At 54.2% G+C, this 26,651-nt stretch carries 16 protein-coding genes; 5 read left to right on the forward strand and 11 right to left on the reverse strand.

Translation table 11 applies throughout. The features are described from left to right. Positions 1-12 precede the first annotated feature (12 nt). Both AP059_RS05375 and AP059_RS05380 read left to right on the forward strand, forming a co-directional pair. Positions 13-4,839 (forward strand): neuraminidase-like domain-containing protein, encoded by a 4,827-nt coding sequence (locus tag AP059_RS05375; protein ID WP_059762322.1) that lies wholly within the window; start codon positions 13-15, stop codon positions 4,837-4,839. Beyond that, on the forward strand, positions 4,836-9,347 hold the full coding sequence (locus tag AP059_RS05380) for a SpvB/TcaC N-terminal domain-containing protein (RefSeq protein ID WP_059762323.1): 4,512 nt from the start codon (positions 4,836-4,838) through the stop codon (positions 9,345-9,347). The genes AP059_RS05375 and AP059_RS05380 overlap by 4 nt, the downstream gene beginning before the upstream one ends. Before the next feature lie 72 nt (positions 9,348-9,419). On the opposite strand, the gene AP059_RS05385 is transcribed toward AP059_RS05380, so the two are convergent. The 6 genes from AP059_RS05385 to AP059_RS05410 all read right to left on the reverse strand — a co-directional run bounded on the left by AP059_RS05385 (position 9,420) and on the right by AP059_RS05410 (position 20,130). Further along, a complete protein-coding gene (locus AP059_RS05385; protein ID WP_082706758.1) occupies positions 9,420-12,341 on the reverse strand; it encodes an RHS repeat-associated core domain-containing protein in 2,922 nt (973 codons plus the stop codon). Between the two features lie 108 nt (positions 12,342-12,449). Continuing rightward, entirely contained in the window at positions 12,450-15,254 is a 2,805-nt protein-coding gene (locus tag AP059_RS05390) for an RHS repeat-associated core domain-containing protein (RefSeq protein WP_256209721.1), read from the reverse strand. Between the two features lie 347 nt (positions 15,255-15,601). Further along, positions 15,602-16,792: a hypothetical protein gene (locus tag AP059_RS05395; RefSeq protein WP_059762325.1), complete on the reverse strand. Its 1,191-nt coding sequence runs from the start codon at positions 16,790-16,792 to the stop codon at positions 15,602-15,604. After that, the gene (locus tag AP059_RS05400) at positions 16,776-18,455 is read right to left on the reverse strand and encodes an AAA family ATPase (RefSeq protein WP_059762326.1); all 1,680 of its coding nucleotides are present in this window, start codon (positions 18,453-18,455) and stop codon (positions 16,776-16,778) included. Before AP059_RS05400 ends, AP059_RS05395 begins: the two co-directional genes overlap by 17 nt. A 177-nt stretch (positions 18,456-18,632) precedes the next feature. Next, a complete protein-coding gene (locus AP059_RS22670) occupies positions 18,633-18,968 on the reverse strand; it encodes an RcnB family protein (protein ID WP_059762327.1) in 336 nt (111 codons plus the stop codon). 115 nt (positions 18,969-19,083) lie between these two features. Then, the gene (locus AP059_RS05410) at positions 19,084-20,130 is read right to left on the reverse strand and encodes a DNA topoisomerase IB (protein ID WP_059762328.1); all 1,047 of its coding nucleotides are present in this window, start codon (positions 20,128-20,130) and stop codon (positions 19,084-19,086) included. A 282-nt stretch (positions 20,131-20,412) separates the two neighbouring features. Between AP059_RS05410 and AP059_RS05415 the strand changes: the two genes are divergently transcribed. From AP059_RS05415 to AP059_RS05425, 3 genes are all read left to right on the forward strand, one after another. Next, positions 20,413-21,579, forward strand: a complete 1,167-nt coding sequence (locus AP059_RS05415; protein WP_059762329.1) for a DUF1624 domain-containing protein — start codon at positions 20,413-20,415, stop codon at positions 21,577-21,579. A 70-nt stretch (positions 21,580-21,649) separates the two neighbouring features. Further along, positions 21,650-21,856, forward strand: a complete 207-nt coding sequence (locus AP059_RS05420) for a hypothetical protein (protein ID WP_059762330.1) — start codon at positions 21,650-21,652, stop codon at positions 21,854-21,856. Then, a complete protein-coding gene (locus AP059_RS05425; RefSeq protein ID WP_059762331.1) occupies positions 21,853-23,196 on the forward strand; it encodes an OprD family porin in 1,344 nt (447 codons plus the stop codon). The genes AP059_RS05420 and AP059_RS05425 overlap by 4 nt, the downstream gene beginning before the upstream one ends. Positions 23,197-23,238: 42 nt before the next feature. On the opposite strand, the gene AP059_RS05430 is transcribed toward AP059_RS05425, so the two are convergent. From AP059_RS05430 to AP059_RS05450, 5 genes are all read right to left on the reverse strand, one after another. Continuing rightward, positions 23,239-24,015 carry a potassium channel family protein gene (locus AP059_RS05430; protein WP_059762332.1) on the reverse strand — a complete coding sequence of 259 codons (777 nt, stop codon included), beginning with the start codon at positions 24,013-24,015 and terminating at the stop codon, positions 23,239-23,241. A gap of 72 nt (positions 24,016-24,087) precedes the next feature. Further along, entirely contained in the window at positions 24,088-24,594 is a 507-nt protein-coding gene (locus AP059_RS05435) for a GNAT family N-acetyltransferase (RefSeq protein ID WP_059762333.1), read from the reverse strand. A 19-nt stretch (positions 24,595-24,613) separates the two neighbouring features. Further along, positions 24,614-25,099, reverse strand: a complete 486-nt coding sequence (locus tag AP059_RS05440) for a copper chaperone PCu(A)C (protein ID WP_059762334.1) — start codon at positions 25,097-25,099, stop codon at positions 24,614-24,616. 29 nt (positions 25,100-25,128) lie between these two features. Continuing rightward, the gene (locus AP059_RS05445) at positions 25,129-25,734 is read right to left on the reverse strand and encodes an SCO family protein (RefSeq protein WP_059762335.1); all 606 of its coding nucleotides are present in this window, start codon (positions 25,732-25,734) and stop codon (positions 25,129-25,131) included. Positions 25,735-25,982: 248 nt separating this feature from the next. Next, positions 25,983-26,639: a class I SAM-dependent methyltransferase gene (locus AP059_RS05450; protein ID WP_059762336.1), complete on the reverse strand. Its 657-nt coding sequence runs from the start codon at positions 26,637-26,639 to the stop codon at positions 25,983-25,985. Positions 26,640-26,651 lie beyond the last annotated feature (12 nt).

Below are 26,651 nucleotides of genomic sequence, written 5' to 3' on the forward strand. Positions count from 1 at the left end.
AAGGGTTCAAGAATGAACATGTCGCATGGTCTCAAACAGCAACTCAATGAAAGGCTACGGGACGCTCAGCTGTCCTTCTATCTACATGAAGTCGATCCTGCGGGTGAGAAACCGCCAACAGACAACACACTCCTGCCTGGAAGAACAGCCGATGAGTTATATGCGCACTGGCTATTGGATGTGCAAATCAGCCAGTCCGTTCCCACCAGCCGAGTGGCGTGCGCGACAGAGAGTTTACAACAGTACATCAATAGTATTTCTATTGGTGTTGAGCCAGGCTACGACATTCAGGGCATGACACCAAAACAGATTCATACCTGGGAAAACAGCCTGTACAGTTATTCTGTGTGGCACGCAAGCCAGCAACTGCGGCACTTTCCTTCTAACTATCTAAGCCCCACGCTCCGCCAGAATAAATCAGACATTTTTCAACAATTGGAAAATGATATAAATCAATCCCGCCTACAGCAAAGCCATATCGACACCGCGGTACAACGCTACCTGGGGCGTCTTGAGGAAATCATTAACCTACACACGATCAATGGGTATATCGATGGCACTGCCGAGAACATGGCAGACAGCACCTACTATTTAATTGCAAAGTCCAAAGGCAGCAACACCTATTATTACCGCTCCTTGAACATGCGTTCACCCACCTATTCAACAACCACTGAACGAGCCGCGCAGGACTCATTAAACTACCCGGCCCCAGGCGCATGGTCAGACTGGATGGATGTCCCCCTCCCTGCTTCGGAGGATATCCCGCTACAAAGTATTCGCCCTGTGTGCTTTAACAATCGTTTGTTCGTCATTTGGGCCCAATGTACAAAGCCTCAATTCAGCCACCAGGAACTGCCCGCCCTCATCGGTGAAATCGACTACAAGAACCCTGACAGACTTTTGCGTTTTGGCCGGTACTACACCCGATTACGCCTGCATTATTCGTATAAAAAACTGGATGGGAGTTGGAGTTGCCCCCAAGTGTGCATTGATGAAAATTGCACCAGCAAGTCACTGAATGCTTTAACGCCGCAAGATTTAATGTCTTCGATCCGAACGGTCGCCGTCTTGAACTCAAAAACGACGCCCGCGACCTTATTCTTAGGTTTGGCAAGCCATTTCGATGCCCAAAACCAACCGCTGCACGCCAATCACCGTACCAATGGCGCAAACTTTAACTTTTCTCATGCCGTACAGATGGACAGCCAGTTTAATATTTCTCCACTGGTCTCATCGGGATCGCTTAGCAGCTTAGTCCGGTTTTTTCCAAGCTACCTGGCGGTGGACGCCAATCGCTACCTGATCACATTTGCGAAACATAACGAAGAAAACTTACAGTTCCATGCCCCCGCGAGTGACATTGTAAGTTTCAAAGCCCATAACCTGACTTCCCCCCATGTCAAAGCAGACAGATGGAACTATAACGGCACACAGGACCATATCAACAATACGCCCGAGCGTATTGGTTTGACATTTAACAAAACTACATCAACGCTGGAAATCAGCTCCTCGCTGGACACATCCTTTCCCTCTATCAAAACCGTCACATTGCACGCCGAAGAAGCAGCGTCAAGCCTCACCATCACGTTGGCTGTCGAGGTACCACAAAATGGGGGAGCAAGCCGCATTGCCTTATATAAGAACGCCTCTTTATCTTTACGCCACCCAGGTTCAAATCCCGTCTTCAATGAACGCTTAACGCTTTCAATCACATGCAATAAAACAAAAATTGCCTTTCCCGACATCATCACCCACCTGCAAAAAAAAGAATCATCATCCATTACTGAAAGAGTTTCAAAGCTGTCATATAACGATAATGTCTTCGAAGCGTTTGACCTTGAAGACCTGACAATCCCGGCGATTTTTTTCAACCATTTATTTGCCACGGAAGATACCACTTACTCGGCCAACCTTTCCTTTAGTAGCGATCAAACTCATCAGCCGATCCACTTTAAGGCCCTTAGGATCAAACGCTCTAACCGGACTTACAGACAAATAATACTGACACCCCATCAAGTGGAATCATCGAGTCACTACCCAAGACACGTGCACATCACCAATACGCACCTTGTGGGAGGCCCCAATGGAATGCGCCGAAACCTGGAAGGCGGATTGACATCGTTAACAGCAGGCCAAATCCATACAGCGCAGCTGAGCATAGACCCTTATATGCTGATGCAAACCGACACCCTGAACATTCATATATTCCATGGCGTCTTGATTCGAGAACAAAATATCGACGATTCCGACTCAATCATTTTGGGGTATGCGCTCAAAGCATTTGAGGTGACGCTCAATGCCCGCGCCCGAAGCGATATACCTATGGGGCCTAAAATCAGCCGCCTTGCATCGACCGACAACGGCACAGCAGAGTTTTTGGATTTCAGCACCTCTTCCATTCCAAAGTCCGACCCGTCAAATAGCCTCAATCTGCCCTTCATACGCCTCAACACCGGCCTTGCTGATAAGTTAACCCGCGCAGCGAATGTTGATATGGCGAGTGTATTTTCCTTATCAAACCTCCCTCTGATGGACCCGTCACTCCCCCCTGGCGGCCCCCATAAACCTGCCGACTTTCATGGCGCTTACGGTAAGTACTTATGGGAGTTATTTCTTTATTTACCTTGGCTCATTACTCATCGTTTACACACCGAGCATCGCTATGCCGAGGCCGAGTCATGGCTTAAATACTTATTCGACCCCAGCCGTAATCAGCCAACTGCGCCGCATACCCAGGCCTATTGGGGGCTAACAGCACTGACGCCCGCGTACTCAGAACCCAGTTATGCTCGCGACAACCCTCTGGACCCAAATCAAATTGCACTCAGCGCACCGGTCTACTTTCGTCAGGCATTATTTTTGTTGTACATCGATATTTTGCTCAATCGGGGAGATGCGGCTTATCGACAGATGACCGCAGAGAGCCTATCTGAAGCCAAGCTCTGGTATGTACGCGCCAAGCGTTTGCTTGGACCCTTGCCAGAGATCAGCAAGATTGAGCCGTGGTCAACTATTACGCTGGCGACATTGGCTAGCCGACCTGATAGCGCCCTGCGTGAGACGGAGCGCATGGCATTGCAACCTGATTCTGGCCTGCCGCCTCTCGCGCGAGAAACACTGGGCGCGCAGCACTACATGCCTCTGGACACACCGGACTTGTGCGCCCCTATAAATAACGACCTCTTGATGCGCTGGAAGAAAATTGACGCGCGGTTGCACAACCTGCGCCAGCATCTGGACATAACCGGTAAACCGTTACATATACCGCTGTATGTCGCGCCTCTGGCACCCCGTGGCCTGCTTGCTCTTTATAGCCAGGGACACATGACGGGGAGCACCTCGAGCCGCACGCGCCAGCCTGTCCATGTGGGGCATTATCGCTTTCACGTGATCTACGCACAGGCAATGGCCGCTGTCGACAACCTGATCCTGTTTGGCAACAGTCTGCTGTCAATGATTGAGCGTCAGGAACAGGCCGCGCAAGTAGAGCTGCAACACCAGCATGTTTGGCAGCTTGCTGCACATGCACTCGAACATCACGCGCACAGTGTTCGGGTGGACGAACAAAACCAACTGGCGTTATTAGCCGGTCAACGAATAGTCGAAGCGCGTATCACCCACTTTGAGCGACTGCTTAAAGAGCGCATCAGTTCTGCCGAACACGTGGCGACTCAGGAACTGCAAACCAGCGCATCGTTAGAAAGCGTGGCTTTTGGACTGCAAGCCGCAGCAGGGCTGGCCATAATCCCTCCCAATATTTTTGGCACCTCCAATGGCGGATGGCGGCTTGAAGGTGGCTTCTATGCCGTCCAGGCCGGCGTGCAACTTCTGGCCAATGAAAAGCGCGCCAATGCTAATCATCTGGACCGTAATGAACTGTTCAACCGCCGTGCGCAGGAGTGGGAGCATGCGCTGGATCAGTCACGTCTTGAGTTGTCACAAGTGAAGGCGCAGGTTCAAGCGTATGCCGAACAATCCAATAGCACCCGTTTGCAATTGCAATCGACAGCCACCGCACTCAGTCAAGCCAAGATCGCCTACGACTTGCTTAATAAGCGATTCACTGCGCCTCAAATGTATCAATGGCTCAGCGCCCAGCTGTCGACATTTTATTTACAGGCCTATGACGCGGCACTTGCGCTGTGCCTGGACGCTCAAGCGTGCTGGCAGTACGAGCGGGCAGAGTCGAGTCGAACATTCATTCACACAGCCAATTGGAATAACCATCACCGCGGGTTCACCGCAGGGGAAACGCTAAAACTCAGCCTTATCACCATGCACACCGCCTACCTTCAACACAATCAACGCGCGCTGGAGATCACAAAAACGGTTTCATTGCGTCATTTGCAGGCAAAAGATACTTCCGCCACGTTGAACATGTCGTGGCCAGAAATCAGCGCGTCGTTGAAAACCAGGGGAACCGTTGCATTTGAAATAACCCAAGCCATGTTTGACGCCGATTATCCGGGTCATTACCTGCGACGAATTAAAAGCATCAGCGTCTCACTCCCCGCAACGCTAAGTCCTTATGAAGATATTCGCGCCACCTTGACTCAAACCTACAGCACGATTCAGACCTCGCAGAACGCTGACTTTGCTTATCCCAACCTGCGTGTCAGAGAGCAAATCGCTTTATCGACCGGATTAAATGACAACGGGTTGTTCACGCTCAACTTTGAAGGTGACGATCGATATTTGCCGTTCGAGTACACCGGGGCAGTCTCACGCTGGATCTTGTCGTTCCCTAACCCTGCCGCCCAGCAGTCGATGCTCGACTCCCTCAGTGACGTCATCGTTCATGTGCGCTATACCGCCAAAAGCGCAGGAGAGCGCGTATGACACAACAACACGCCAGCGTTGAGACTTTCATGCCGTCGCTGCCCAAGGGCGGAGGTGCCATCCAGAGCATCGGTACGGGTTGGGGTGCCATAGGAGCGACCGGTGGAGCCTCATTCAGCGTGCCTTTGCCCATTTCTTCAGGGCGGGGGTTCGCCCCAACCCTGAGTCTCAATTACAGCAGTGCACTGGGTAACGGACCTTTTGGCCTTGGCTGGACAGCATCACCCGGCAGTATCAGGCGCAACACCGATCGCGGCGCACCTGATTATGATGCAGACAAGGCGTATGTAGGCCCCGGGGGTGGCGAACTGAGTCCGGAGAAAACTGAGGCAGGGACCGTCAAAACCACATCAACGACACAATTCAATACCCTGCAACTGAACACCTCTTTTACCGTTACACGTTATTTTCCACGCGTTGAAACAACCTTTTCGCGCGTTGAACACTGGTCGTCCAGCGCCGATCCCGGGGGGTTCTGGCTGGTACAAAGTGCCGATGGAACCCTGCACTTTTATGGCAAAACCCGCAGCGCGCGGTGCTTTGACCACAGTGCAGTGCAACATGTCGCGGAGTGGTTACTTGAAGAAAGTCTGTCCCCTCTCGGTGAACAGATTTACTACGACTATAAACGTGAGGTTCCGAGCGCAGAGGCTGAGCTGCCTCGTGACTTCCGCAGCCAGTGCTATCTGAAACGGATTTGTTACGGCAACCTCCAGGCAACGTCTGACCTACAGTTGTGGTCATCTGATGTGCTCGCCGACAAACAATGGCATTTTGAAATGTGGTTTGACTACGGGGAACGCTCAACCAGCTTGAGCCAAGTACCGGGCTACACCGAGCAACAAACGTGGCAGTTACGCCCCGATCCGTTTTTTAGCTACGTGTACGGCTTTGAGCTGGGAAGCCGTCGCCTGTGCAAACAAATTCTCACGTTCCATTATTTCCCCCTGGAAACAGCGCTGGGGCCAGAACCTGTGCTGGTAAAGCGCATGCTCCTTGAATATAAAACCAGCGGGCTGGGGGCCAGCTTTCTGAGCGCGTTCCATAGCCAAGCCTTCGATGCGGCGGGTGTTACCAAGTACTGGCCGCCGCTGGAGCTGACCTACAGCTCATTCGAGCTAACGGCTGACCCGGCGCGGTATCAGCCTTTTCAAGCCCTGCAAGGGCCAGGCGATGGGCAACGCTATCAAATGGTCGACTTGTACAGTGACGGCTTGCCGGGTGTGCTTTATGGTCACGACAGACTGTGGCAATACCGTGAACCCGTCAGAGACACTCATGGGACTCACACCGATGCGGTGGTGTATGGCCCGCTGCAAACGCTGCCCACGATGCCTGTCAGCGATAGCCGTGAATCCTTGCGCCAGCGGTTGGCCGACCTCAATGGTGATGGGCAGTTGGACTGGATCCTCGCCCAACCCGACATGAGTGGTTTTTTCACTTTGAACTCGCGCAGGCGCTGGTCGGATTTCGCGACGTTCGCGGCGCTTCCCGTGGAGTTCTTTCACCCTCAGGGGCAACTGGCCGACCTGATGGGCAATGGTATTCACGACCTTGCCCTTATTGGTACCCGCAGTGTCCGGCTCTACATCAATCAAGGGGATCAGGGGTTTACGCCTGGGCGTGAAGTCCCTCACCCAGTGGATGATGATGCGCTGCCAGTAATCGGTCATTCACCCTCAGAACTGGTGGCCTTCAGCGACATTCTGGGCAGCGGGCAACAACACTTGATTCGTATTCGCCACAACGAAGTAAAGTGTTGGCCAAACCTGGGTCGCGGGCGTTTCGGCAAGGGCTTTGTGTTTGCCCGCCTGCCTTTCAGTTACGCGCAGTTCGATGCTTCACGGGTTGTAATGGCTGATCTGGATGGCTCAGGCGCCGTGGATTTGATTTACCTTGAGCCCGAACACGCGTTGATTTTCATGAACCTGTTTGGCAATGGCCTTGAAGCCTCCCCCCTGCATTTGCCATGGCCTCAAGGCGCGCGTTATGACAGCAGCTGCCGGGTCAGCACCGCAGACCTTCAAGGGTTGGGATGTTCGAGCCTGATTGTGTCGATCCCCCATGCCACGCCTGCACATTGGCGTTACGACTTTGTCAGCAGCAAGCCATATTTACTTACTGCCAGCGATAACAATATGGGCGCCAGTGGCACATTGACTTACCGCAGCAGTGCCCAAGAGTGGCTGGACGAAAAACAAGAGCGCTCACAAGCAAAAAAACCTTCAATTTGTGGTGTCCCCTTCCCATTGCATCTGGTGACCCAACAGCAACAACACGATGCCATAAGCGGCAACCGCTTAACCCGGCGATTCCAATACCGCGAAGGTTATTACAATGGGCACGAACGCAAGTTCCAGGGCTTCGGCTTGCTGCTAGAGACCGATACAGATACGCAGCTATCCGCCACTCTCACCACAACTGCTCAGCACACTGAACCTCTCATGAGCAAAACCTGGTTCCACACCGGCAAGGCGACGGACCTGCTGCGCAGTGATTACTTCAGCCTGGATGCAAACGCTCATCCACTGGGGTACACAGCATTCAGCCGTCTGTCCGGCGATCAATCACACGACACACTCATTAAAGCCTCTGGTATCGCGGACGTTGTGCAGGAGATCAATCATGCACTGGCTGGCTTGGTATTACGCCAAGAGGTATATGCCGCCAAAGACCCGCGCTCTACAGCCGTCCCCTACTCAGTCAGCCAGCAGCGCTACCTGATACGCCAGGTCAACAATCACGCCTCCATGCTGGCACTGAACCTTGAGACCATCAGTTACCGCTACGAACGTGAGGCCGCTGATCCCGCCTGCCAGCACACGATCAATTTGCGCTGGGATGCTTATGGCGATTTGACTCACAGCGTCACGGTACATTACGCACGCCGTAAAACACCTCTCGATGCCTCTCCATTCACAGATACCTATCAGGCACAGTGGTGGCAGGACACTCATGACTCAGCGCAACAGTCGTATTACCTGACAGAGACCAGAAGCCAGTCGATTCATCTGGACAATCCTCAGCGTTGGCGTTTGCACTTGCCCTACCGGCAGCGAACCAACGCTCTGGTACTTGCCAAAGGCAACACCCCCCAAGCATTGACCCCCCAGCGAATCAGTTATGAGCACTTCATTGATGAGCACGCTGACGCGCCTCTGGGAGTTCAAGCGCAACGCACATTGGTAAGTTTGTCTACACAATATTACCGAGGTGTTCAAGCCTCTAAAGCGCTCCCTTCCGGGCAAGCCAGTTTTCAGGCCTTGGCCGATCACACTGAAACAGCGGAACTTGATGAGCATTCGCTTAAAGCCTACGAAGACATCCCGCAGCTGCCTGGCGCCGAACCTTTCGACCTGGAGAGCGCTCTGACGCAAGCGCACTATCATCGGATGTCACTGTTTTTACCTGAACCCGCGACCGCGACACCCATTTGGTCTATCAAAAAAAACTTTACCCGTTACAACGCCGCACAAGGTTTTTACCGGGCATACGGTGTTCGCCCAACCCAAAGTCATGGCGTAACCCATTTCCAGCACGATCGCTACTACTGTCAGATCGCCTCTGTCAAAACCGCGGATGGCTGCATGACGAAAGTCCAATACGACTATCGACTGTTACTGCCTGTAAACATCACCGACCCGCAAGGCACTCAGCAACAAGCACGGTATGACGCGTTTGGCCAATTACGCGCCACCAGTTTTTTCGGTCAGGAACGCGGTCAGCCCGCAGGCTTCAAGCCCTTGTCAGACTACCGCCCCCCTGAAGACGACAGCCCGGACAACGCAATCAAAAACCCTGAAAGCGCGCTATTGAACGCTGCCACCGCCAGCTTCTACAACCCGTTCAGCTGGATGGGGTATGTACCTCCCTCTGCCCAACGTCTGCACTGGATCACTCAAGGCTACTTGCTGCCCAACGGATACGTTCGCGAGCATGCACGCAACCTGACACTGGACATGGGTAACCCCAGCGATAAGCAGTTTTATGATCAGCTACAAAAAACTCAGCGTGAGCCGGTGCATTCAGTCGTGTTGCAGGCAGATCGATACCCCGCCAACGCCGATGAGCCAGCGCCCCTTATCCGCATCAACCTGAGCTGTAGCGATGGGTTTGGCCGACTCCTGCAAACCAAGCAGCTAGCCCCTGGCGGCATTGCGTACAAGGTCAATACCGACGGAGCACTTGAAGTGGACTCAGCGGGCAGGCCTGCGCTTGAGCAGAGTGAACGGCGCTGGCGGGTGAGTAGCAGGGTCGAATACAACAACAAAGGTCTGGCCATTCGCAACTATCGCCCTTACTTCGCCGACCAGCATCGCTACATCAAGGATGAGTCACTGCGCAAGAGCGGTTACAGCGATCAAGTGTTCTACGATGCGTTGGGTCGTCCAACGCACACCCTCAATGCGCGCGGCGATTTGAGCCGGCAAACCTATTGCACGTGGTACACCATTTCAGAAGACGAAAACGACACCTACGGCCTGGAGCAGAATCTCCCGAGCGACTAGCCAACATGGCCCAACCCGGCAACCGTCAAAGATGCTCATGGCGGTTGCCGGCTAAACCGATTTCGCTGGTCATCAGTGCGGGTTGCGGATGCCGGCCACCCGGTAGCGATTACCGCCCAGGCGCTCAAACATCAATCGATACGCCCCACGCCCACGCGTGCGCCTGTATCCGTGTAGATCAGCAGACCACAGAGCATCCGCATGTTGATGCCAGTTGACTGCGCGGAAACGCCCTTGACGAACATGACTGATGGCCAAAGCAATACTGCGTCCTTCTGCCCCTACAAGCAGGTGAGCGACAGCCGAATCGTCAACACTTATTGCCGCAGGCTCTTCGGTTAGCGCTTGGGCAGAGGTCTGAGGCTCTGAACTTGGCAGATGCGCAGCTTGCTTTTGCAGGCGCTGACGCGACAGTTTCGTCAACGGAACGACTTCGTGCGCGCCACTGCCACCGAGGGCCGAGGTACTGGGGGCCTGGGACACGTTGCGCGCACGAAGCAAAACGCTGTGTACACCCAGCTGTCTTAGTTTTTGGCTGGGTGGCCTGCCTGTCGACACCGCCGTGAGCAAACTGTTTTTGGTGGCGATAGGTCCGACATACCCGTAAATATCACCGGAGGCCGTGGGATGAATCGCCATGGTTAACCCCAGGTCGGCAGAACTTCGTCTGTTGTAGAAAAAGTTCACCAATTTGACGGTCTCCGCATTACTCAAGCCGCCTTGCTGGGCGAGCTTCAAGGCGTCGTTAGTCACATCCGAGGCAAACTCAACTTCCTCTGCTTGCGCCTCACTCTGACTCAACAGTGGCTGTTGCTCCGGTGCTATGAACTCTTGTAAGCGGTTCAAGACAAACAGGACGGACATCGACAACGCTCCCACACTGGCTCCCGAGACCGCCGCATCAAAAAATGCCCCCAAAACAAAACCCAGCAGGGCAAACAAGACGATCAGGGACAAGCCTGCAATCACTCGGTAGCCTTGGGGAATCTCGTCTTGCAGGCCGCTACGGTCAACCCGGCTCATCGGGTTGTTGCCGACCATGGCATACCTGTTCAATCCGTCGACATCTCCGGCCGGGTCAGCACTGACCCAGCGGTGCAGCCAGGGCGCATAGTAACGAAACCCGTAGTAGTACAAGCCTGTGGCATCCCGCTCTTTGCCTGAATAGCGCCGGGTTTTGAGCGTAGCCTCAAACACACTGTTAGCTGCTCGCCACGCCGTTGCTCCAAACGGATAGAAACATTCATGGCTGAGCAGTGCCGCCTGCTCATCCAACTCAAGTACAGCGCTGCCTAAGTGGTCGGACACGCTAAAACGCAATTGCTCATCTTCAACGCCTTGGGGTAATCCCTGCGCCCACTTCAGTGCTCTGACGCTGCTACGCCCCGCTTGCAGCGTTGACACGCTTAACTGCTCCCCCGTTACTTGATTGCGTTGCAGCTCAAGCCCTGGCAAATAACGTACTTCGCTCACATGCTTAAGCGCCTTGGCGCGACTGACTCGACGCTTGATCGTACGCAGCCCTTGGCCGTCGTAGTAGTAAGTTTCGTCGTCGTCCTCGCCCTCATCACGTTGCACGTTCGTTACCCGCTGCAACTGATTGCGTACATTCCAGTCCATGGCCTGGCCGCGGGTTAGCGCCAGAAGATTTCCACAGGGATCAAAGTCGCTGTGTGACGCTGGCGATGCAGGGTCCACTACCCACTGTGCGCGATTACTGTTTTGCGCCACAGACAGGCGCTGTGTGTAGCCTTGACCCGATGAGGGGACGTGCTGCATCTGCACCAGGTTTGCACCTGCGTCATAGTGATAGTGGCGCGAGTAATTACGCAGCAACGTTGGGTCAGCCGAACCCGGCAGCAAAGCCGCAGGTAGCGTCCTGCCACCTGCGTGGTGCGCATTTTCTCGGCCCGTGGCTTTGATCAATTGATAAAGGGTGTCGTAGGTGAATGTATTTAACGCCTCAATGGTTGAGTTGTTTGCCCACGTAGTGGGCTGAGCATTATCAAGAATACTCAGTACGTTGCCGACCCGGTCATAGCTATAGACCAGATCCTGGAGCATGGCTCGGCGCGTGCCCTTGCGATACGCCGCCAAACGTTGCAATTGGCCGTCACTCTCAGAATAGGTGGCCTCTGTCACAACACCATTACCTGCGTGTTCAGCCGTCACTTGGCCTGCGGCGTTGTAAGTCAACTGATCAACCAATAACGTCCGTTTGCCACTTTTAAGACGTAGATAAACACTGGCTTGCTGACCCGCTACGCCGTAATCGATTTGCTGCTTGTTACCTTGCGCATCCAACTGCTCGATTACATCTCCCAACGCGTTGTAGTGCCAAGTTGTTGAGTAACGCTCAGGTTCCAGTTGCTGGTCGCGAAGGCTGGACTCCTCAGGCCAGTCAACCTTCTCAGGCGTAAGGCAAAAACGTCGAGATTGAAGCGTCACCACGCCCGATAACGCGTATTCCTCATGGAGAACACTGCCTGAAGGGTCGTCATGGCGAATAAGCCGGCCACAGCGATTGCCTTTGGCGTCATCGTCGTCGGTGTGGGCATACACAAAACGCTCAATGCAACGCGCCAGCGGCTCATCACTGCGCTGTTCATGTATGACCTTGGGCCTGGACTGTGTGTCGTATTCGAAATGCTGGTGAGCACCCCGTGCGTTCCAGAGGTCAAGCGGCTGTAATGCCGACCCAAACAGCGCAATCCGCCAACCGCTGTCCACACTGTCGATACGCAACGGCTGGCCAGAAAGACTTGAGATAACCCGCTGATTAGGCGGCGATGCGCGGCGCGCCGTGCCACGCAGGCTGCCTAAACGCGGGTCCCACTGCTGGCTCAAAAAGCCATTCGCGCCATACAGTGATTGATGAATACGGGACTGAGGGACCTCCTGCGACGCTTTGCGGTAGTAGCCCACACTACGAACGCTCAAACCTCGGGGGTCAATCGCCGTCAGTGACGGCGTGTGGTGATGTAAAGATGACATGACGTCAGACCTGTTTTACGCAATAGAAGAAAAAGGCTATTACTGCGGTCACGGTCAAAGGTGGTCATATTGTAGTTTTCGTTGGCCCTTCTTATGGGAAGGGGTATTTCACGCTCGAGTGGGGCGCCACAATCGTGAAATATTGCTGAAGCCCGCTCTGGCAGTTTGCAAGAGTATCCCCCGCACCTCAGTGATTGCCGATACGATGCCACGCGCAACCCCCACCCAAGTGCGCGTGCGAGCGCTCTGCGCATCTGGAGGTGAGCCTGTGGCATAGGCGGCAACCGCCTCAATCCCCACACCCGCCCAATACGTCCATGTTTGATTGAACATTCGACTCAGTCCGCCGTGCAGCGTGTCGATCGCAGGAGGGAGTTGAAGGGTTTGTTGATGCCGTTCAAGCCGCACCGAGGCATGGCCACTGCGGATAATGGAGCCTGCTGCGGCATCATAAGCTTCTATCAGGGGGCCAATATTAGGGATCAGCGGAGCAGGTATAGCGCCAGAAAAAATGGCGTTGGGCACCGTTGCCAAACCATAGGCCGCAGAGGCCAGCAATGTTCTTGGCACCCTTGCGCCAACCGGTGTTTGCCCCCAGGACGCGCTATCACCCAGGCCACGCAGCGCCTGCTGCATTATTTCGCGTGAAAAAGCACGCAGATGGCCACCAAGTCGTTGTCGCGCCACCGGGTCCCACACGAGGGCTGTGTCCCCCGCCTCAACGTCCGCGCGATGCTCAAACCCTAGATCGGAGGAAGCTGCGACTGCAAAACCAATGAATGGGCTCCAGCGCACTACATTCCCCAATAAGCCACTCGTCATATGCAACATGGCGAGGGCATCAAGTAAAGCCACCGTGCTTCTCAAGGCGTTGTTAAGTGCCGCAGTGGGCTGTACCCCCTCAAAAAGAGCAACATCCAGGCCTGTACTCAAGGCGTTGCTGATGTAGGTCGACAGGGCGTCACGAATGGCCGCCGAGCTTGCGATTTGCACCCGAGACCGAACCACACTCGACACCTGTGCAGTAAAGCTGCGCAAGGACACTGTGCGGCTTTTGGGGGCCGCCACATCATTGCTTTGCAAGCCTTGGGCGTCACTGCGACTGACCGGGTTACCGTTCGCCATGCAATACAAATTCAAACCGTCAACGTCACCGGCCGGGTCAGCGCTGATCCAGCGAAATAGCCAGGGCGCGTAATAACGATAACCAAAGTAGTACAAGCCACTGGCATCGCGCTCCTTGCCCGAAAAGCGCAACGTTTTATACGTGGCTTCAATGGCGTTTTTAGAAGCCAGCCATGAGGTGCCGCCATACGGGTAGTAGTCCTCCTGGCTAAGCAGACGCGCGTCTTGATCCAGCTCCAATGTGCGACTGCCCAAATGCGTCGAAAGGCTGTAACGCATCTGGCCCTCCTGCATACCTGAAGGCATGCCTTGCTCCCACAATAGAACTCGAACGCTGCCAAGGTCGCCCTCTACCGTCACAACATTCAACCATTCGCCTGTGGCGCTGTTGCGCCTGATCTCCAGCCCCGGCAAGTAGCGGATCTCACAAAGGTGAACCTTTCGATGAGCGTTATACACGCGTGCTTTGAGTATTCGCTGGCCGCTTGCATCGTAGCGATAGACTTCGTCATCGTTTGCCCCATCCTCGCGAACCACTTGAGTCACACGCTGTAATTGGTCGCGCAACGTCCAGTGCAAGGCTTGACCTTGTTGAAGAAATTGCTGGTTACCATTGAGATCAAACCCGCTACCTAACCGTGGTGACGAGGAAAAATCCGCGTCCTGGGCCAAGCTGTGGTTGCTCGTGTTTGAGACGCTCATGCGCCGCGTATAGCCGCTACCTTGCGTGGGCACATGACGCAGAGAAACAAGATTGCCGCCTGCATCGTAGGTGTAGTTTTGGCGATAGTGCCGGCAACGCTGGGCAATACTCGCACCGAAATCCACTCGCCCCGGCAAGCCCGGACCGTGGCCTTGATGGGCATTCTCACGTCCGGTCGCCGTTATCAATTGATAGAGCGTGTCGTATGAATAGGTACAGGACGACTCGATTTGCGTGTTGTCCAGCCACTGCGTCTGTTGTGCTGCATCACGAATGCTCAGTACTTGCCCAATGGGGTCGTAGGTATAACTCAGGTCCTGCAAGGCCAAATCAAGCTGGCCATTACGGTAAGTTGTACACCTTAGCAGTTGATCCGTAGCCACATCGTAAGCCAGCACACTGCGCATGCCATTCCCCGCATACTCCCTCTCAACGTTCCCGCTGGCGCTGTAATGACGCTGCTGCAGCACCGTGCGCCTCACTCCCCTGTTCAACGTGACCGTCAGCGATGCCAACAAACCATCCACCCCATAACGTGGCTCTTGTCGATAGCCCTTGGCATCTGTCTGAACCATTAATTGCCCCAAGGCGCCGTATTGCCATTGAGTGGCATAAGTGTGGTCTTCAAGCGTCAGATCTCGTAGCGCTGGCGACAAGGGCCAGTCCACTTCCCCAGCTAAATCCCGGCAAAATCGTCGCGACTGCGCCGTGGTGTTTCCCCACAGATCGTAGTGCTCATACAGTAACGTCCCCGCGGGATCATCATGACGGCGCAAACGGCCACAGCCGTTGCCCGCCTCCTTTTCAGCGGTTGCTTGGGCATAGCTCAAGCGCTCTGTGCACCTTGGCTGCGGCGCATTGGCGGGTTGTTCAAATACCGCCGTCAGACGCACAAGCGCATCGTATTCATAGCGGTGTCGGGTGCCAGCACCATCCCAGCGATCCAGCACCTGATGACTCGACCCTACCCAGACAATACGCGGCCCTTGGTCCACATTACGGCAGCACAACACGCTGCCCGAGAGTGAGAAAACAGTCAGTTGATTGGGTTGGATACTCGGGTCTTTGTCGTGCAATGCACCCAAGCGCGCGTCCCATTGTTCACATAGAAAGCCTGAAGCAGTGTAAGACTGCCGGCTTATACGTGCCTCAGGAGGTTGCGCTGTTGAACGACGGTGGTATGCCACGCAACGCACTTCTAAACCGCGCGGATCGCAAGCGCTGAGCGAAGGGGTATGGTGATGCAAATGGTGGGGCATGATCGGACTCCTGAACTGCACAATGATTAAAAAGTGTAGATATCAAGCTTCAGCGTCATGCCCTATTCGGTACGCGTTTTGTTATGAAAAACGGGCAGTTACAACATATTCAGATCATTCACAGCTGATGGGTTGTAGGGTCTTACAGCGCGAAGAGGCAACGCGCGTAGCCCTTAATTTTCAGGCTGGCTAACCACTTGCAATGCTTGTTCAAACAGGTCGTTGATGGCCTCGACTTTAAATTTTTGCGCTGAGACTTTAGTAATGGGACGGCCCAGATCCAGCACGGCGGCATGGAGGGGCGAGTTGAAGTTCACCGTGCTGAGTTCTACTCCCTGCCCCTTCAAAAACTCTCGCAACTTATAGGTAGCGAGATACCAGGCGCGCAAATTTTCATTTCCGTTGTACAGGCCCTTGATTTTGAAAAGCTCGATGTTTTTATCCTTGAAGGGGTCATTTTGTGGCACCACATCAAAGGTAAGCGTTTGAGCCTCGTTACCGTCAGGCACAAACCCGACCCTGAACACACTCGCGCCCTCAAGGCTGTCGATATAAGGATTCATGTGGCCGAGCATGGAGCTGTTTCTTTTGTGTTTTTGATTACAGATCGATCCCGCCGGGATCAAATTGAACAAAGAAATCGCCAGGAACGGGAAGCGCGTCTTGGGATAGAAATGATCAAGGTCAGGGCGTACCGCAATAGCGGAGTACGTCTGGATCTCCTCCAACGCGCAATAGGGGCAGACCGTCAGGGCGAGTTGGCCAGTAATCGCCATACCAAATCGCTCTGAGACAGCTTCGTAATCAAAACAATCTTTGAACACCTGTATCCAGGTTGGAAAGCGCTCTTTATCGGCGTCGGTAACTTGCGAGTGACCGCGCTTGGCGTTTTCTAACCGACACAGGTAGCGCTTTTTTTTATGCCGCGCCAGGCCGGACTCCAACTGTTCCAGAATATGAGGCGTTAAACACAGCGTGTAGCGTGTGGTTAAAATCCGCAGTTCGGCAATGGCTTTATTCACAGCCAGATCAAAAGTAGCTTTGCCAGCCGGCGACTGGATATCGAGGTTAACGGCATCGAACACCAGGTCCGATTCCCTCAGCAGATAGGCGTAACAATACCGTTCGGCAAGCATCGGGAACAAGGCAAACAGTTCTTCAATTTTGGTTTCAAACAGCGCGGGTGGAGCAATCAACAGCCCCCTCAAGTAGTCTTTAGTGAACACCCCTCGCACCTTGGCCTGCTCGTCGAGAGGGACCTTGTTGAGCAGGTTAACTATTTTGGGATACAGCACATCTTCCAAAGCGTACTCAACGTACGCCTGGATGAATGCATCCGCGTAGACTTTATTGATTTTGATCATGATAGAGAAAATAGTTCTTGATAGGCGTGCCCGGCAGTTTTTCAATCAGCGCGCGGTCTTGGGAAGTTAATTGCCCTTGTTTGGCTGCCTGCAACAAGTGCGCGATTTTTCGCTGTGCGTGCTCACCAAAGGTCGATGTCAGGTGCATGCCATTCATATAAATATCGGCAATGCTATTACCAAATCCAGAGGACGGGATCACTTCAATATCGCCGTCTTCATTTTTGGCGAGCGACACAATATCGTCAGGCAAAAAGTCACTGATCATGATCGGCGAATGGGTGCAGATAATAACCTGAGGCTTTCTGACACCTCGGCTCTGCTCCAGGTACCCGAGGTGTGATAAAAACTCATGCAAAAACGTCCGTTGCCATTCGGGGTGTAAATAGAGGTCGGCCTCGTCCAGCAGAAAAATATGATTGGCTTGGGGTGAGGCCGTCTTTAAATAGTGATAGCTCTCGGAAAATACATGCGCACGTGCCAACTCACCACTGCTGATACCCCGCCAACCCCACTTTATATTTGCAGCGATATTTGCAGGCAATCGCTGGATGACCTCGGTCAACTCTTCGATGGTCGCATAGTCATCTATCTTGACCCTGCGCAAGTTCAGATATTCTCCGTCATAACAATGGTCAATTATAAGGGTGGCTATCCGTTCAAATATATTGAGATAGCCTTCCAGCACCTTATTCATGTGTTCGACGCGAAGTCCATTTTTGGAAAAGCGTACCCACTCTGAATAGGCCATCTGCTGCAGCGCTCGCCTCAAACAATTAGAGACGCTCAAGCGGTCAGCGTTATCCCTTATCACAACACTGTACTGATGAAGCAAGCGAGACAAAACATCGTCTTGTGCGCCCGACACTTTACTGAGTGCACTGAGGATCGAGAGTACGTTCATACCCAACAGGCGTTGGAACACGCTAGGTACGCCGATACTCAATTCACTCAATACGGGTGAATAATCGATATGTTCCCATTTGGAAAGCAGTTCATCACTGTGTTTAGTCGTTGCTGGGTCTCGCCGAACAACACGCTCAACAATACTCAAGGAAGACGATGAAAACGTGAATTCGAAACTGACCCGTTCCATGAACTCATCACGATCAGAGGCATTATTGAAATAACTTAACAGCTTCTCAAAGTAACGCTTTTTACGGGGCGTACTTTTCACATTCTCCCGAATACTTAAATCATGAATGAATTTCGGGGTCTTGGTTTTGGAGAAATTCAATCCACCGTATTCACCGGAAAGCGTATTGATTTTTACAACATGCAAGTTGTTATCGAACAGAAACAACTGATTGTCTGGCACATGAAAAATCTCGGCATCTGACTCGACCCACCCCAGCTCGTCAATTGTCATGTTGATCTTGCATAAGTGATAGCGGGCCTCAACACGATCAAAAAACACCACCAGCGCTCTGGAGTCACTCTCACCACTGAGCAACTCCAGCACTTCCAGTGAGCTGCTCTTGCCCGCGCCATTAGGCCCAATCACGGCCGTACAATGATGATCACTGTAAAACCACGTCGTCTCTTCTTTTTTAAATAGCTTTAAACAACCCAGACTGTAAGTGCAGTTAAAACTGCCATTAATAGGAATATTAAGGTTCTTTAACGCCTTATGTTCCGCTACAAAAATATGGACCAAAATCATTGCCGTATCCATTGTAAGTAAGGCAAAAGACGGCGTCTTGCCCTCCCTTCCTCAGCCATCAATCCTTGGCATGCCAGACACATGCGAATAATGGCATTTTACAATCAACCATAAAAAAAGTGCTACGGCCCACCGTCACGGCAGAGCCGCTGTGCTCAGCGGCCCTTTCCTGTTGACTTACTGGCTTACCACCGTGCCATCCAGTGCGCGTATTTGCTTAATCACTGCGTTAGCGCGGTTGACCAGCACATAATGGCGGCTGAACTCGACCCATTGGGCGCCTACGTCAGGTTCTGGCAAGCCTTTGGCTTTCCAGTTTTTAAGCGCATTTTCCTCGCGGGTGTATTGATCAGGCGCCTTGTCACCGCTGGTGTAGCACGTGTGGTGATCCATGGATGTGGCCAATATGGAGCCTTTCTTGCAATCGCTGGCGGTGTCATCTGCGGCCTGCACAACAAAAGGTGCTGCGCATAAAAAGCCGGCAATGAGTGATGCACAAAGGGTATTTCGCATGGTTAACCTCTTTAGGACGCAATGGACCGTATTCATGCCTGTGCTGCTGCAATGAGCGTCAGGCTTGAGGGGTAGACCCTTACAGCGCGCCAGAGTGCCGAACTTTCATTAATGGTCAGGCATCCCCGCCTTTGGCTTGGGTATGCAACAGAGTATCGAGGAACATTGCCAGTCCCACTTCCTGCACTTTTAGCCCTTTGCGTACCCTTGGCGTGGGCAGATCCGCCAGTGCGCCTGATATAAACCCCTCCAGCACGGCCGGGTGGATATAGCACTTGCGACACACCGCCGGGGTGTTTCCCAAGTGTTTAGCGACGTTTTTCACCATATCAACCACGTATCGTTTGGCGTCTGCCTCAGGCTCCCATTGCAAACCTCGCAAGACTGATAGCGCTAATGCGCTGCCGGCCCAGGTGCGAAAGTCCTTGGCGGTGAAATCAGCGCCGGTCAAGGTGTGCAGATAGGCGTTAACGTCAGAGGACGTGATGCTGTGGCGTACCCCTTCTTCGTCCAGATACTGAAACAGGTTTTGCCCTGGAATCTCCAGGCAACGTTTGATGATCCCCGCCAGCCTGCGGTCCTTGACTGAGATTTGATGCTCGACTCCGCTTTTGCCGCGAAACTGAAATTTAATCGTGCTGCCACTGACCTCAACATGGCGGCTGCGCAAGGTCGTCAGCCCATAAGAGCGATTGTCTTTGGCGTATTGGGTATTACCGACGCGGATGAGGGTCGCGTCGAGCAAAGTGATGACCGTGGCCATCACCTTGTCCCGACTGAAGCCCGGTGTGGCGAGGCGCGCTTCCAATTGCTTGCGCAGCTTGGGCAGGGCCCGCCCGAATTCGTGCAGACGCGAGTATTTACTGGCATCGCGCACTTCACGCCAGCGCGTGTGATAGCGGTATTGCTTGCGCCCTCGGGCATCACGCCCCGTGGCTTGAAGATGCCCGCGTGGATCGGCGCAGATCCATACCTCGATATACGCGGGCGGCACCGCAAGGGCATTGATACGTTTGATTTCGCCCGGATCAACAATGCGTCGGCCTTCGGGATCGAAATAACGAAATTTCCCACGCGACCTTTTGCGGGTGATTCCAGGCTGCGTGTCGTCGACATAATGCAGGTCGTGGGGCAACACATCAGGGAACGGTATCTCGGGCATGGCAGCGATCCTGAAGAAAATTGGCCGTTACAGCCATTGACCGCGTGCTCGGGCAGACGTGCCAACCCATTGCAGCCTGCGGTTCGTGTGCCTTGCCTCGGTGGTCGCCGAATCAGCCCATCACAACCTCAGCACAAACTCCTGTGCTGAGGCATTGATGAGCAGGGTCCCGGCTCGATGGAATGAACGATGGTCAATCGAATTAGAAACGTTATAAGATAACTATTAATTCATGTTCGCCCTTGCACGTTCATTCCCACAATCCTTGCTTGCGATCCTTCAATGACTAACGCTCCCACTGCTGCACCTCCCATTCACCAACGCCTGCTGTCCATCGACGCCCTGCGCGGTCTGGTGATAGTGCTCATGCTGCTGGACCACGTGCGCGAGACCTTCTTGCTGCACCGACAGGTCGCCGACCCCATGAGTATTGACAGCACCGAACCTGCCCTGTTTGTCAGCCGTACCCTCGCCCACTTGTGTGCCCCGGTGTTTGTTCTGCTCACGGGGTTGTCCGCGTATCTCTACGGCGAGAAATATCAGGGCAAGCGCGATGTCTCCGCTTTTCTGTTTAAGCGCGGCCTGTTTCTGGTGGTGCTGGAGTTCACGCTGGTCAACTTCGCCTGGACCTTCCAGTTCCCGCCCAGCGTGATTTACCTGCAAGTCATATGGGCCATTGGTATCAGCATGATTGCGCTCTCAGCCTTGGTCTGGTTACCCCGTCCCGCGTTGTTTGTTGTGGGCCTCGTCATCGTGGCCGGGCATAACCTGCTCGACACAGTGCACTTTGCGGTGGGTTCTGACCTGCACGTGCCGTGGGCAATTTTGCATGACCGGGGCTGGATCGAGTTCTCGGATACCTTGCGACTGCGCACCTCCTACCCTGTGCTGCCGTGGATCGGTGTCATCGCGCTCGGTTATTGCGTAGGCCCGTGGTTTACACGCTCGGTTTCAGCCCACGTCCGTCAGCGTTACTTGTTGTTGACGGGTACAGGTCTACTGCTGGGTTTTGTCGCGTTACGTTGGCTCAACGGTTACGGCGAGGCGCAATGGACGAACTACGGGAATATCACCCACACGCTGATGAGCTTTTTCAACATCACCAAATACCCGCCATCGTTGCTGTTCCTGACACTTACGCTGGGCGTCGGCCTCTTGCTGCTGTTGGCGTTTGAACGTGTCCAGCAACACAAATGGCTCAGCACACTCGCGGTGTTGGGTGGCGCACCGATGTTCTTCTATCTGTTGCACCTGTATGTGCTCAAAGTGCTGTATGTGCTCTGCGTTGCAGTGTTTGGACTGAATCACGGCACCTACTTTGGGTTTGACGGCATTGGCGCTGTCTGGCTCACCGCCATTGCGCTGGTCACTGCACTGTATTGGCCGGTGAGCTGGTTTGCCGGGTTAAAAAGCCGTCGACGTGACATCACCTGGCTCAAGTATTTTTGAAGGGATACCCGTGGAGGGCGCACAGACCCTGCGCTGTCGAACTTGTTGAACTGTTTATGGATGAATGAACATGCGACGTTGCTCCCTGCCCCTGTTTCCGACCAGTGCATTGCTGTGCGCGTCGGTTGCAGCCCAGACCCATGAAGTGAAAATGCTCACCTGTGGCGCCACGGCAAGCATGCTGTATGAACCGAGTTACTTACAGATTGCTCCCACACTGCCAAAGCGGGCGCTCGATCGCCTGAGTGGCGCGCTTGAACAACAGGTCGCGCAATGACGGTCCTGCACACTCGGGCCGTGATGCTGATGGTGTTGGTCAGCCCGATCACCCTGGCTGACGCCATTCAATCCCAAAGCCGGGGTTTGATCGAAGACAGCACCTGGAACGTGATTAACCGCACAGTGTACGACCGCCGAGACTATCAGCATGGCGCTCGCAACAGCGGCGCGCGTAACGCCTACAAACCAAAGGCCGAGCGTAATGGCTATGCAGAAGAATGGGCCTACGGTTTGATGGCCACCCTGCAATCAGGTTTCACACAAGGGTTGATTGGCGTGGGGGTCGATGCGCACGCTTACCAAGGCGTCAAACTTGACAGCGGTGGCGGACGGGCTGGCAAGGCGCGCTTGCTGGGGCTGGACAACGAAGGCTACCCCAAGGACAACTTTAGCCGAGGCGGTGCAGCACTTAAGCTGCGCATGTCCAATACCGTGGTGTCCTACGGCGAACAGCGGGTCAAAACGCCAGTCTTCAGTTCTTCCGACAGCCGTTTGCTCCCCGAGACAGCCACCGGGGTCTTCGCCGTCAGCCATGAGTTTGCAGACCTTAAAATGGTCGGCGGGCATTTCACTGAAAGCACCGACCGTAACGCCAGCAGCCACAATCAAGGCTTTGTGGTGAACTACTCCAATGCGCTCAAAGGCGATGCCTTTGACTTGGCAGGCGTGGTTTACACCCCGCGCAAAAACTTCAGCGCCAGCCTCTACACCTCGCGCTATGAGAACACTTGGAACCAGCACTATCTGGGTGCGATCTTTAGCCAGGCGATTGATGCTAAACGTGCGTTGACATTCAACTTCAACCTTTATCGCACAACCGATGAAGGCAAAGCGCTGTCAGGCAGCATCGACAACACCACCTGGAGCGCACTCTCTACCTACGCCCAAGGGCCGCACAGTGTCAGCCTCGGTTACCAGAAAGTACACGGCAGCACACCGTTCGACTACGTGACCCGAGGTGCCATTTTCATTACCAACGCCGTTCAGTTGTCTGACTTCAACGCACCCAACGAACAGTCATGGCAAGCCCGCTACGATCTGGACATGTCGCCCTGGGGCCTGCCCGGGCTGATGCTCAGCGCAGCCTATGTGCGTGGCAGTGATATCGACGGCAGCCATGTGGACCCGCGCGGCGGCTATGCCTACTTGGGCTATGGCAAACATGGCAAGCATTGGGAGCGGGACCTGGAGGCGCGTTATGTCATACAGAGCGGCGCGGCCAAGGGCACCCTGCTGTCACTGCGCCACAACGTCCACCGGGGCAACGCCGCACAGGCCGAACTGGACACGGACCAGATACGGCTTGCCATTGAATACCCGCTCAGTGGCAGGCTCTGAATCATTCAAGGCGAGGGGATCGATGTTTCCTCGCCCCCCCCCTTAAAACTTATGACCCAGGGCCATGCCTGCAAAAAATGACAACACAATCAAGGCAAAGCTTGCCCACAGTGCGTATCGCTTGAGGCTGACCAACTGATTGTTAACGGTGTCCACTTTAGTACTCAGAGCACTCAGCAACGTCGACATGTCTTCCAGCGCTTTCGACGTGTGGGCAAACCTGTCCGTCTGAACCTGCGCATGTTCGCGGTCAATAAGGATTGGCTGTGCCGCTGACTCGCCCCTGGCTGAATACCAGCCCGAGCGTCCCAAAATGATCAATATCGCGGTCGCGCTGTACGTCATCCCGATCAGGGCCTGGGTCGCCACAACAATACGTCCCGCCCCGGCCTTGGGCACAATGTCGCCAAAACCCAGGGTTGTGAACACGACAGTGGAAGCATAGAGATAGTCCCCGTTGAAGGGACTTTGCAGCACTGAGTAGGTTGCGCACGTAGTCTGGGTGTCCAACAGGCAATGTCTCTGATAAAGAACCGCAAACAGAAAGATGTAAATCAGCGCCACGGCCAGAAAAAAAACAAAGACAATACTGCCTTCCCAGGGCGCAGGTTTTATCCCAGAAAAGAGCGCGATATTAAAGCATGCATAAAAGAACATCAGCGCCAGATAGCTCTGCCACCAATCTGTGAACACCAAACAGGCATAGACAGCGAAGCCCCCCGTTAGGGCAATGACCAGCAGCCCTAAAACGTCTGCTGTACGGCTCTCTTTTTTGGTTAACCCCATATGAAAATCCTCATACAACAACGGTTTCGACATCTATAAACCCGCCTTCCCGGCAAACAGTTAAATCCATGAACAGCCGCTTTTTTTACCTTCAACGGCCATCTTTCAGGTGGCGCGTAAAAGCCGTCGTTCCATATGGGTCGTATGCCACACCGGGTCGTGTTCGATGTCCGTCAGCGTAAACCCTTGCCGACGCCAAAAATCGACGGCGCCGGGCAAAAATGGATGCGTATGCAAGTACATCAACGCTACCTGAGCCGCTCGCGCCCTTCCCTCCAGCGCACCATATAGCCTGCTGGCCAGCCCGCCGCGTCGATAGTCGGGCATGACGAACAGGCGCGCGACTTCCACCGCTTTAAGCCCGCGGTAGTCGAGTTGAGGAAAGCGATGGTCGTAGGGCGTATAGCCAATCGATGCAACCAGGCGCCCGTTGTCCCGCGCCACTAAAAAACAGCCATCGCCTTGCAAATAAACCGCTTCAAACGCCGCCAGATCGGCCGGCATGCCGCCTGCCGCGCGGGTAGAAAACATCTGCGCCCGCGCCTCGGTCACGAAGCTCACAACTTCAGCGATATCGCCCGTTAAAACGCGTTCGATACATGGCGCAGACATCACTCGCCCCGCAAAACGATCAGTGCATGTTGCCGTGATCTGACCTATGCATGGCCCCATGATCAGGCTTGGACACGGCGTTGAGCGCACGGGCCGGGGCCTTGACCTCAATCGATTGCTGAACGCCTTTGGCATCCTCAATGACCAGCGTCAGTGGCACGCTGTCGCCTTCTTTGATTTGCCCGACCAGGTCCATCAGCATGACGTGATAGCCCTCTGGCTCAATGTCGACGGTTTTACCCGCCGGCAAAGCAACGAAAGGCACAGGTCCCATGCTCATCACATCGTTGACCATTTTCATCTCGTGGATCTGTACGGTCTTGGCCACTGCAGATTTGACCTCCACCAGCTTGCTGTCCGTGGTCGAAGTGATGTGCATGAAGGCACCACTGGCTTGCTGGCCAGCCACAGTGGCACGTACCCACGCGTCATCCACGGTGGTTTGCGCCGAAACGTGCAGGCTCAAGCCCAGCAACGACAACATCAGATACTTAACAGGTTTCATAAGGTTGGCTCTTTCAAAGGGGCGTTAAATCAGCAGACCGACATCACCGTCAGCAAGTCTTCGGTGCACTGCTTGGGAGACAACGAAGGTGACAAGCCAAGACGCAGCACGCCGCGGGTATCAAATACGAAGCTGGTGGCCGTGTGCGAAAGCGTATAAGTCGAGCCACTCGGGATTTTCTCGTAAAACACCTTGAACTCTTTGGCCGTGGCAGCGGTTTCTTCCAGCGTGCCAGACAGCGCCATAAAGGTCGGATCGAAGGCTTTGACGTAGGCATCCAGCACCGCAGGCGTGTCGCGCTCAGGATCGAGCGTGATGAACACCACCTGCAACCGGTCGCCATCCGGGCCCATCATTTTTTTCACTTGCGCGGCGCGCGCCAGCGCCGTTGGGCACACGGCCGGGCATTGGGTGAAGCCGAAGAAAATCATGGGCATCATGCCGCGAAAGCTGCCCAGCATGACGTCATTGCCCTGAGTGTCGTGCAGCTTGAACTTGCGCCCCAGGATCTCGTTGCTCAAATCTTTACCGTACTTGTACGACAACCCACTGCCGGGATCGCACCCAGCGAGCAACCCCAGACTGAGCAAGCCCAGGCCTTGAACAACATGGCGGCGAGTCAGTAATTCATTCATGTGAAGGTTCCTTTGGCGCACGACTCATCCCCAGTTCAACCCACGAACCGGCGACATTCAGCGTTTTGGCTTTGAAGCGGGTGTTCGTTAAGAGGGAGACGAGTTTCATGGGCGCAGAATTTACCACTCTCAGCCCTTCGGAGCACGTTACGTTCGTCATTAAAAAGCCGGAACCCTGTGCGGGTTCCGGCCTTATTCAGGCCCGGCAGGCCCTCAAACGCATACGTGTGTGACTGTCGGTCGCGTTATCAAGTGCGCACCAGCGCCAGCAGATACACCGCATCGCCATGTTGGCGTTCGATGGTTATGAGCCGCTCCCACGTCAATCCGAAACCTTCCAGCGTGTCGCGAATCCCTTGCTCGGTAAAAAAGTAGCCTTGACGGCGGTTGTCCATTTCACGCCAACCCGGTGTGAGGTTGCTGGCGTCGACGCCAAATACGTTGATCGCAATCAGACCGCCTGGGCGAACATGGCGGCGCATGTCACCCAGATAGCTTTGCCACTCATCCGGGTGCTGATGGTGAAAGCAGCCGTTATCCAGCGCCGCATCGAATTGACGTAATAAGGTCGGCTGCCAGTCTTGCAGTGCGCAAGGCACCAGTTCAAGTCGCTCGCCCCAGCGTTTGCGCAGCAAAGGCCAACTGGAGTTTTCGACGATATCCAGACCGGTAACGCGATGACCTGCCTGTATCAACTCGGACGCATCACGCCCCCGCCCAACCCCGACATCAAGAATCAGTTGATCGCTTCTATCCCCCAAATGCTCAAGAAACACCCGCGCGGCCTTGGCCATGCCTATGTCCCATGACCACTCGTCCTCACCGTTGCCGTAACGATGAACAAATGAAGTGTTGAGTACGTTTCTATACGTGGGCACATCCAGAAATTGCGTCTGCTTATTCATTATTGTCCGCTC

Source organism: Pseudomonas sp. TAA207 (genome assembly GCF_001529285.1).
Taxonomy (GTDB): Bacteria; Pseudomonadota; Gammaproteobacteria; order Pseudomonadales; family Pseudomonadaceae; genus Aquipseudomonas; species Aquipseudomonas weihenstephanensis.

Excerpts from the sequence above, each read along its gene's own strand:
- AP059_RS05450 (WP_059762336.1), bottom strand. The coding sequence starts at position 26,639 with ATGAATAAGCAGACGCAATTTCTGGATGTGCCCACGTATAGAAACGTA.
- AP059_RS05385 (WP_082706758.1), bottom strand. The coding sequence starts at position 12,341 with ATGTCATCTTTACATCACCACACGCCGTCACTGACGGCGATTGACCCC.
- AP059_RS05420 (WP_059762330.1), top strand. The coding sequence starts at position 21,650 with ATGCGACGTTGCTCCCTGCCCCTGTTTCCGACCAGTGCATTGCTGTGC.
- AP059_RS05415 (WP_059762329.1), top strand. The coding sequence starts at position 20,413 with ATGACTAACGCTCCCACTGCTGCACCTCCCATTCACCAACGCCTGCTG.
- AP059_RS05445 (WP_059762335.1), bottom strand. The coding sequence starts at position 25,734 with ATGAATGAATTACTGACTCGCCGCCATGTTGTTCAAGGCCTGGGCTTG.
- AP059_RS05435 (WP_059762333.1), bottom strand. The coding sequence starts at position 24,594 with ATGTCTGCGCCATGTATCGAACGCGTTTTAACGGGCGATATCGCTGAA.
- AP059_RS05410 (WP_059762328.1), bottom strand. The coding sequence starts at position 20,130 with ATGCCCGAGATACCGTTCCCTGATGTGTTGCCCCACGACCTGCATTAT.
- AP059_RS05380 (WP_059762323.1), top strand. The coding sequence starts at position 4,836 with ATGACACAACAACACGCCAGCGTTGAGACTTTCATGCCGTCGCTGCCC.
- AP059_RS05395 (WP_059762325.1), bottom strand. The coding sequence starts at position 16,792 with ATGATCAAAATCAATAAAGTCTACGCGGATGCATTCATCCAGGCGTAC.
- AP059_RS05400 (WP_059762326.1), bottom strand. The coding sequence starts at position 18,455 with ATGATTTTGGTCCATATTTTTGTAGCGGAACATAAGGCGTTAAAGAAC.
- AP059_RS22670 (WP_059762327.1), bottom strand. The coding sequence starts at position 18,968 with ATGCGAAATACCCTTTGTGCATCACTCATTGCCGGCTTTTTATGCGCA.
- AP059_RS05375 (WP_059762322.1), top strand. The coding sequence starts at position 13 with ATGAACATGTCGCATGGTCTCAAACAGCAACTCAATGAAAGGCTACGG.
- AP059_RS05425 (WP_059762331.1), top strand. The coding sequence starts at position 21,853 with ATGACGGTCCTGCACACTCGGGCCGTGATGCTGATGGTGTTGGTCAGC.
- AP059_RS05430 (WP_059762332.1), bottom strand. The coding sequence starts at position 24,015 with ATGTCGAAACCGTTGTTGTATGAGGATTTTCATATGGGGTTAACCAAA.
- AP059_RS05440 (WP_059762334.1), bottom strand. The coding sequence starts at position 25,099 with ATGAAACCTGTTAAGTATCTGATGTTGTCGTTGCTGGGCTTGAGCCTG.